This is a genomic window from Escherichia sp. E13S3 (assembly GCF_004212325.1).
Taxonomy (GTDB): Bacteria; Pseudomonadota; Gammaproteobacteria; order Enterobacterales; family Enterobacteriaceae; genus Escherichia.
In genome coordinates, this window is the sequence record NZ_RHJR01000002.1 from 361,290 (window position 1) to 370,052 (window position 8,763).

General features: G+C 50.5%; 8 protein-coding genes and 1 other annotated feature. Of the genes, 4 read left to right on the forward strand and 4 right to left on the reverse strand.

The window, feature by feature from the left end:
• Positions 1-5 precede the first annotated feature (5 nt).
• On the forward strand, positions 6-1,127 hold the full coding sequence (gene tyrA, locus D9597_RS02940) for a bifunctional chorismate mutase/prephenate dehydrogenase (RefSeq protein ID WP_130217291.1): 1,122 nt from the start codon (positions 6-8) through the stop codon (positions 1,125-1,127).
• 41 nt (positions 1,128-1,168) lie between these two features.
• Here tyrA and pheA read toward each other — a convergent pair whose 3' ends face one another.
• From pheA to bamD, 4 genes are all read right to left on the reverse strand, one after another.
• Positions 1,169-2,329, reverse strand: coding sequence for a bifunctional chorismate mutase/prephenate dehydratase (pheA, locus tag D9597_RS02945; protein WP_130221577.1), 1,161 nt, complete (start codon positions 2,327-2,329; stop codon positions 1,169-1,171).
• A 22-nt stretch (positions 2,330-2,351) separates the two neighbouring features.
• Positions 2,352-2,477, reverse strand: a sequence feature (Phe leader region).
• Positions 2,429-2,476 (reverse strand): pheA operon leader peptide PheL, encoded by a 48-nt coding sequence (pheL, locus tag D9597_RS02950; RefSeq protein WP_100229775.1) that lies wholly within the window; start codon positions 2,474-2,476, stop codon positions 2,429-2,431. (Overlaps the previous feature by 48 nt.)
• A gap of 102 nt (positions 2,478-2,579) precedes the next feature.
• Positions 2,580-2,921 carry a ribosome-associated translation inhibitor RaiA gene (raiA, locus tag D9597_RS02955; protein WP_000178461.1) on the reverse strand — a complete coding sequence of 114 codons (342 nt, stop codon included), beginning with the start codon at positions 2,919-2,921 and terminating at the stop codon, positions 2,580-2,582.
• A 270-nt stretch (positions 2,922-3,191) separates the two neighbouring features.
• On the reverse strand, positions 3,192-3,929 hold the full coding sequence (gene bamD / locus D9597_RS02960) for an outer membrane protein assembly factor BamD (RefSeq protein ID WP_000197686.1): 738 nt from the start codon (positions 3,927-3,929) through the stop codon (positions 3,192-3,194).
• Positions 3,930-4,063: 134 nt separating this feature from the next.
• Here bamD and rluD point away from each other — a divergent pair, with 134 nt between their 5' ends.
• From rluD to clpB, 3 genes are all read left to right on the forward strand, one after another.
• Positions 4,064-5,044, forward strand: a complete 981-nt coding sequence (gene rluD / locus D9597_RS02965) for a 23S rRNA pseudouridine(1911/1915/1917) synthase RluD (protein WP_115438707.1) — start codon at positions 4,064-4,066, stop codon at positions 5,042-5,044.
• Positions 5,041-5,772 (forward strand): purine nucleoside phosphorylase YfiH, encoded by a 732-nt coding sequence (gene yfiH, locus D9597_RS02970; RefSeq protein ID WP_130221578.1) that lies wholly within the window; start codon positions 5,041-5,043, stop codon positions 5,770-5,772. Before rluD ends, yfiH begins: the two co-directional genes overlap by 4 nt.
• Before the next feature lie 129 nt (positions 5,773-5,901).
• On the forward strand, positions 5,902-8,475 hold the full coding sequence (gene clpB / locus D9597_RS02975; protein ID WP_130221579.1) for an ATP-dependent chaperone ClpB: 2,574 nt from the start codon (positions 5,902-5,904) through the stop codon (positions 8,473-8,475).
• Positions 8,476-8,763 lie beyond the last annotated feature (288 nt).

An 8,763-nucleotide genomic window follows, 5' to 3' on the forward strand; every position in this document is an offset into this window, starting at 1 on the left:
TTATTATGGTTGCTGAGTTGACCGCATTACGCGATCAAATTGATGAAGTCGATAAAGAGCTGCTGAATTTATTAGCAAAGCGTCTGGAGCTGGTTGCTGAAGTCGGTGAGGTGAAAAGCCGCTTTGGGTTGCCCATTTATGTACCGGAGCGCGAGGCATCCATGCTGGCCTCGCGGCGCGCAGAGGCGGAAGCCCTCGGCGTTCCGCCAGATCTGATTGAAGATGTTCTGCGTCGGGTAATGCGTGAGTCCTACTCCAGCGAAAACGACAAAGGATTTAAAACGCTTTGTCCTTCACTACGTCCAGTAGTTATTGTTGGTGGCGGCGGTCAGATGGGGCGCTTGTTCGAGAAGATGTTGACGCTCTCTGGCTATCAGGTACGGATTCTGGAGCAACATGACTGGGATCGCGCGGATGAGATTGTTGCCGATGCCGGTATGGTGATTGTCAGCGTGCCGATTCATGTTACAGAACAAGTTATCGGCAAATTACCACGTTTACCGCAAGACTGTATTCTGGTCGATCTGGCATCAGTGAAAAATGGGCCGTTACAGGCCATGCTGGCGGCGCATGATGGTCCAGTGCTGGGGCTTCACCCGATGTTTGGTCCGGATAGCGGCAGCCTGGCGAAGCAGGTCGTGGTCTGGTGTGATGGACGCCAGCCAGAAGCGTACCAATGGTTTCTTGAACAAATTCAGGTCTGGGGCGCGCGACTGCATCGCATTAGCGCCGTCGAACATGATCAGAATATGGCGTTTATCCAGGCGTTGCGCCACTTTGCCACTTTTGCTTATGGCCTGCATCTGGCAGAAGAAAATGTTCAGCTTGAGCAGCTTCTGGCACTCTCTTCGCCCATATATCGTCTTGAGCTGGCGATGGTCGGGCGACTGTTTGCCCAGGATCCGCAGCTTTATGCCGACATTATTATGTCTTCAGAACGTAATCTGGCATTGATCAAACGTTACTATAAGCGTTTTGGTGAGGCGATTGAGTTGCTGGAGCAGGGCGATAAGCAGGCGTTTATTGACAGCTTCCGCAAGGTGGAGCACTGGTTTGGCGATTACGCACAACGCTTCCAGAATGAAAGCCGCGTATTATTGCGTCAGGCGAATGATAGCCGCCAGTAATAACCCTGTGCCGGATGATTCACATCATCCGGCTTTTTTCATCAGGTTGGATCAACAGGCACTACGTTTTCACTTGGGTAACAGCCCAATACCTTCATTGAACGGGTGATTTCCCCTAACTCTTTTAACGCCTTTTGCATTTCCACGGATTCAAGATTGGCCTGAATATCCAGATAAAACATCTCTTCCCACGGATTACCGTGAATCGGGCGTGATTCCAGACGGGTCATAATCAGATTGTGGTTGCGCAATACCAGCAACGCTTCAACCAGAGCACCGGCTTGTTGTCCGGTAGCCATTAACAGTGTGGTTTTTGCCGGAACCTGGTCAGACACGTTAATGGCTTTACGTGCCAGCACCACAAATCGGGTGAAGTTTTGTCGTTGATTCGCCTCAATGCGCTCCAGTACCTGTAAACCGTACAAGGAACCGCCAGCTTCGCTCCCCAGCGCAGCGACATGTGGTGATTTTTCCTGTGCAACTTTTTCCATTGCCGCAGACGTACTCTCGGTATATTCAATCTTCCAGTGCGGGTAACGGTTAAGGAATTTGCTGCATTGCTGGAACGGCTGCGGGTGGCTGTAGACCATGTTGATAGTCGATAAATCGGTGGTGCCGGAAACCAGCAAACAATGGTCGATAGTTAACGTCATCTCGCCAACAATCGACAAGCTGGTATGTTGCAGCAGATCGTAAACGTCGTTTATGGCACCGGAGCTGGTGTTTTCGATCGGTACGACGGCATAGTCGGCCTGGCCAGTTTCCACCTGATTAAAAATATCGGCAAATTTGGCGCAGCCGCTTTCAATGAATTGCTCAAAGTGACGGGCAGCGTACTGGCGCGCCGCAAGATGTGAATAAGAGCCTTTGGGCCCGAGAAAAGCAATGCGGGCTGAGTGCGGATTAATTTTATTGAGATGCTGCTGGAGTAAAGCCTGCTGAGTTAATACGGAATCTTCAATGATGAGCTGGAACAGGCGAGTAATGTAGTGGGCATCCAGATGGTGTGTCTTACCAAGCGTAATTAATCTTTCCAGCAAATCGCGCTCACGATCGATATCACGTACCGGGCGATGAGAAAGCAGTTTGGCTTTTCCCACCTCAACGGCTAGCTCGCGCCGCTCTGCCAGTAACGCCAGCAATTTTTCGTCCAGCGTGCTAATTTTCTCGCGCAGCGCCAGTAACGGGTTTTCCGATGTCATAGTGTTGCCTTTTTTGTTATCAATAAAAAAGGCCTCCCGATTTGGGAGGCCTTATTGTTCGTCTTCGCATTCTGTTTCACACGACGAAACGCCTCCCATTCAGGGGAAGGTAAAAAAGAATGCGAAGAAAAACGGCGTTTGTTTCATGTTTGTTTCCTTAAGCAACTTCAGTACAGTACCCGTACTGTTTTCATGCTGTCAACAAAAAACGCGCCCGAAGGCGCGTTGGCGATACACTCAATATAAAGGACTACTCTTCTTCAACTTCTTCGACGAAGTTGGCGTCTTTCACCGACGTTGCGGCACGACGTGCTTCGCCTTTGTGCTGCAGTTTATTGAGCTGCCGTTCCAGCTTGTTGATCAATTCGTTAATTGCAGTGTACATATCTTCATGTTTACCACTGGCAACCAGAACGCCGTTAGGTGTATTGATAGTGGCGTCAGCAACGAACCCTTGTGGTTCCTTGGACAGAATGATATGCGGATTAATCAGGTGCGTTTGCCATTTTTCCAGTTTGGCGAGACGGTCTTCGACATGTTGGCGGATTGCCGGAGTAATTTCCATTTGTTTGCTGGTAATGTTCATTGTCATAAATTTTACCTCTTGTCTTCCCGTCTTGGTGAATTCAGCATACCGCTCCTGATGTCAAAATGTGTGATGAAAATCTCATAATTTTGTCACTTTTTGTCAACGAAGTTTTTTTGTGAGAAATCGCAGGAAGAGGTGTTTTTTTACTTGAGGAATGTCTCAAAGCGAGCCATATTTGATAGGATCAGTCGCGACTGAATCGCTTTAGTTAGCGTTCAAATCGAATAAAAAAACGGCAGCTCCAGGGCTGCCGTTTTGCGTATATCACACCAGTTAAGTGTTGCTGCTGTTAGCGGCAATAATTTTCGCGACTTTTTCAGCCTGAGCGTTCATCTGCATCTGGCGGTAAGCATTTTCCATCAGCGGCAGCGCATCACGTGTAGCCTGGGTATCCGGGTAGTCACGCAGCATGCCTTCGACGCGGTTGACGACGGCAACCCATGCGCCACGTTCGGTGTAGTACTCTGCAACGGAGTATTCATATTTCGCCAGACGATCTTTCAGGAACACCAGACGTTTGGTTGCATCAGTGGTGTACTGGCTGTTTGGATAGCCGCGCACCAGTTTGGAAAAGTCACTAAACGCAGCTCGGGCATGTTGAGGATCGCGATCGCTACGGTCAACGCCAAAGAACCCTTGCAGCGCACTGTCATCCAGCGCCATATTGGTCAGGCCACGCATGTACATGACATAATCGATATTCGGATGGGTCGGGTTGAGGCGAATAAAACGATCGATGGCAGCCTGTGCTAACGGCAGATCGGCGTTTTTATAGTAGGCGTAGATGAGATCCAGCTGCACCTGCTGCGAATACGGACCAAACGGATAGCGATTATCTAACGCTTCCAGTTGCGTTATTGCCTGTCTCCAGTTACCGTCCTGCAGCTTTTGTTGTGCAGTCGCGTAAATTTCATTTGGCGGATTATCAGGTACTTCTTCCTTTGACCCCGAGCAACCCGCCAAAAACAGGCTAAGTGTGGCGGCTGCCACCAGATATTTCATGCGCGTCATGACGTTTTGACTTTCCTCAAAATGTAATACGGGAGATTCTCTGTTCCTGCTCCCGGTTAAGACCAGCTACAATAGCACACTATATTAAACGGCAAAGCCGTAAAACCCCAACGATAAACGAAGAAGCAGTATATATGGCACAACGAGTAGAACTCACTGCAACAGTGTCCGAAAACCAACTCGGTCAACGCTTAGATCAGGCTTTAGCCGAAATGTTCCCGGATTATTCACGTTCGCGAATAAAAGAATGGATCCTCGACCAGCGCGTGCTGGTTAACGGCAAAGTTTGTGATAAGCCGAAAGAAAAAGTATTAGGTGGCGAGCTGGTGGCCATCAACGCCGAGATTGAAGAAGAAGCGCGTTTTGAACCGCAGGATATCCCGCTGGATATCGTCTATGAAGATGAAGACATCATCGTCATTAATAAACCGCGCGACCTGGTGGTACATCCTGGCGCGGGTAACCCGGATGGCACGGTATTGAATGCGTTGCTTCATTACTATCCACCCATTGCCGATGTACCGCGTGCGGGTATTGTCCATCGTCTGGATAAAGACACCACTGGCCTGATGGTTGTGGCAAAAACCGTTCCAGCCCAGACGCGCCTGGTGGAATCTCTGCAACGACGTGAAATTACTCGTGAGTATGAAGCGGTAGCAATTGGTCATATGACTGCTGGTGGCACGGTGGATGAGCCAATCAGCCGCCACCCGACCAAACGTACTCACATGGCGGTACATCCCATGGGCAAACCGGCGGTCACTCACTATCGCATTATGGAACACTTCCGTGTGCACACGCGTCTGCGGCTGCGTCTGGAAACAGGACGTACGCACCAGATCCGCGTGCATATGGCCCATATCACCCATCCGCTGGTGGGCGATCCGGTTTATGGTGGCCGTCCGCGTCCGCCAAAAGGTGCTTCGGAAGCGTTTATCTCCACGCTGCGTAAGTTTGACCGCCAGGCGCTACATGCAACCATGCTGCGTCTTTATCACCCGATCTCCGGCATTGAAATGGAATGGCATGCGCCTATTCCACAAGATATGGTGGAGCTGATTGAGGTGATGCGTGCCGATTTCGAAGAGCACAAGGATGAAGTGGACTGGTTATGAGTAAGCTGATTGTCCCGCAGTGGCCGCTGCCAAAAGGTGTTGCGGCCTGTAGCTCTACCCGTGTCGGCGGCGTGAGCTTGCCGCCCTACGACTCGCTCAACCTCGGTGCTCATTGTGGTGATAACCCGGAGCACGTCGAGGAAAATCGCAAGCGGCTTTTTGCTGCGGGTAATTTGCCTTCAAAACCGGTCTGGCTTGAGCAGGTACACGGCAAAGATGTGCTTAAGCTTACTGGCGAACCTTATACCTCAAAACGGGTGGATGCCTCGTATAGCAACACACCCGGCACGGTTTGTGCCGTAATGACAGCCGATTGCCTGCCAGTGCTGTTTTGCAATCGGGCAGGAACGGAAGTCGCGGCTGCCCATGCAGGCTGGCGCGGATTGTGCGCTGGCGTTCTGGAAGAGACGGTTTCCTGCTTTGCCGATAAGCCCGAAAACATTCTTGCCTGGTTGGGGCCGGCAATTGGTCCACGCGCGTTTGAAGTGGGGCCGGAGGTTCGCGAGGCGTTTATGGCAGTAGACGCCAAAGCGAGTACAGCTTTCATTCAGCATGGTGATAAGTATCTGGCGGATATTTATCAGCTTGCCCGGCAGCGTCTGGCGAGCGTTGGTGTTGAACAAATTTTCGGCGGCGACCGTTGTACATATACGGAAAATGAGACTTTCTTCTCTTATCGTCGCGACAAGACCACCGGTCGTATGGCAAGTTTCATTTGGCTGATATAACCTAAAGAATCAAGACGATCCGGTACGCGTGATTTTCTTTTCACATTAATCTGGTCAATAACCTTGAATAATTGAGGGATGACCTCATTTAATCTCCAGTAGCAACTTTGATCCGTTATGGGAGGAGTTATGCGTCTGGATCGTCTTACTAATAAATTCCAGCTTGCTCTTGCCGATGCCCAATCACTTGCACTCGGGCACGACAACCAATTCATCGAACCACTTCATTTAATGAGCGCCCTGCTGAATCAGGAAGGGGGTTCGGTTAGTCCTTTATTAACATCTGCTGGCATCAATGCTGGCCAGTTGCGCACAGATATCACTCAGGCATTAACCCGTTTACCACAGGTTGAAGGTACTGGTGGCGATGTCCAGCCATCACAGGATCTGGTGCGCGTTCTTAATCTTTGCGACAAGCTGGCGCAAAAACGTGGTGATAACTTTATCTCGTCAGAACTGTTCGTTCTGGCGGCACTTGAGTCTCGCGGCACGCTGGCCGATATCCTGAAAGCAGCAGGGGCGACCACCGCCAACATTACTCAAGCGATTGAACAAATGCGTGGAGGTGAAAGCGTGAACGATCAAGGAGCTGAAGACCAACGTCAGGCTTTGAAAAAATACACCATCGACCTTACCGAACGAGCCGAACAAGGCAAACTCGATCCGGTGATTGGTCGTGATGAAGAAATTCGCCGTACCATTCAGGTACTGCAACGTCGTACTAAAAATAACCCGGTGCTGATTGGTGAACCTGGTGTTGGTAAAACTGCCATCGTTGAAGGTCTGGCGCAGCGTATTATCAATGGCGAAGTGCCGGAAGGGCTGAAAGGCCGCCGCGTACTGGCGCTGGATATGGGCGCGCTGGTGGCTGGGGCGAAATATCGCGGTGAGTTTGAAGAACGTTTAAAAGGCGTGCTTAACGATCTCTCCAAACAGGAAGGCAACGTCATCCTGTTTATCGACGAATTACATACTATGGTTGGCGCAGGTAAAGCCGATGGCGCAATGGACGCCGGGAATATGCTGAAACCGGCACTGGCGCGCGGTGAACTGCACTGTGTGGGTGCTACGACGCTGGACGAATATCGCCAGTACATCGAAAAAGATGCTGCGTTGGAACGTCGCTTCCAGAAAGTGTTTGTTGCAGAACCTTCTGTTGAAGACACCATTGCTATTCTGCGTGGCCTGAAAGAACGTTACGAGCTGCACCACCATGTGCAAATTACTGACCCGGCAATTGTTGCAGCGGCGACGTTGTCTCATCGCTACATTGCTGACCGTCAGCTGCCGGATAAGGCCATTGACCTGATCGATGAAGCAGCATCCAGCATTCGTATGCAGATTGACTCAAAACCAGAAGAACTCGACCGACTCGATCGTCGTATCATCCAGCTCAAACTGGAACAACAGGCGTTAATGAAAGAGTCTGATGAAGCCAGTAAAAAACGCCTGGATATGCTCAACGAAGAACTGAGCGACAAAGAACGTCAGTACTCCGAGTTAGAAGAAGAGTGGAAAGCAGAGAAAGCGTCGCTCTCTGGTACGCAGACCATTAAAGCGGAACTGGAACAAGCGAAAATCGCTATTGAACAGGCTCGCCGTGTGGGTGACCTGGCGCGGATGTCTGAACTGCAATACGGCAAAATCCCGGAACTGGAAAAGCAACTGGAAGCCGCAACGCAGCTCGAAGGCAAAACTATGCGTCTGTTGCGTAATAAAGTGACCGACGCCGAAATTGCTGAAGTGCTGGCGCGTTGGACGGGGATTCCGGTTTCTCGCATGATGGAAAGCGAGCGCGAAAAACTGCTGCGTATGGAGCAAGAACTGCACCAGCGCGTTATTGGTCAGAACGAAGCGGTTGATGCGGTATCTAACGCTATTCGTCGTAGCCGTGCGGGGCTGGCGGATCCAAATCGCCCGATTGGTTCATTCCTGTTCCTCGGCCCAACTGGTGTGGGTAAAACTGAACTTTGTAAGGCGCTGGCGAACTTTATGTTTGATAGCGACGAGGCGATGGTCCGTATCGATATGTCCGAGTTTATGGAGAAACACTCGGTGTCTCGTCTGGTTGGTGCGCCTCCGGGATATGTCGGTTATGAAGAAGGTGGCTACCTGACTGAAGCGGTGCGTCGTCGTCCGTATTCCGTCATCCTGCTGGATGAAGTGGAAAAAGCGCATCCGGATGTCTTCAACATTCTGTTGCAGGTACTGGATGATGGACGTTTGACTGACGGGCAGGGGAGAACGGTCGACTTCCGTAATACGGTGGTCATTATGACTTCTAACCTCGGTTCTGATCTGATTCAGGAACGCTTTGGTGAACTGGATTATGCGCACATGAAAGAGCTGGTGCTCGGTGTGGTAAGCCATAACTTCCGTCCGGAATTCATTAACCGTATCGATGAAGTGGTGGTCTTCCATCCGCTGGGTGAACAGCACATTGCGTCGATTGCGCAGATTCAGTTGAAACGTCTATACAAACGTCTGGAAGAACGTGGTTATGAAATCCACATTTCTGACGAGGCGCTGAAACTGCTGAGCGAGAACGGTTACGATCCGGTCTATGGTGCACGTCCTCTGAAACGTGCTATCCAGCAGCAGATCGAAAACCCGCTGGCACAGCAAATACTGTCTGGTGAATTGGTTCCGGGTAAAGTTATTCGCCTGGAAGTTAATGAAGACCGGATTGTCGCCGTCCAGTAAATAAGAAAAGCGAGCCCTTCGGGGCTCGCTTTTTGTCTAATTTCCAACCGGAAATGGTCGTTTTTAAGGTGTTTCGCTTAAGAATTGAACGAACGATAAATTTTTTATATTTTCCGCTTGTCTCTTCAGAATAACTCCCTATAATGCGCCACCACTGACACGGAACAACGGCGAACAAGCCGCCGGGTCAGCGGGATTCTCCTGAGAATTCCGGCAGAGAAAAGCGAAAATAAACGCTTGACTCTGAAAGAGGAAAGCGTAATATATGCCACCTCGCGACAGTGAGCT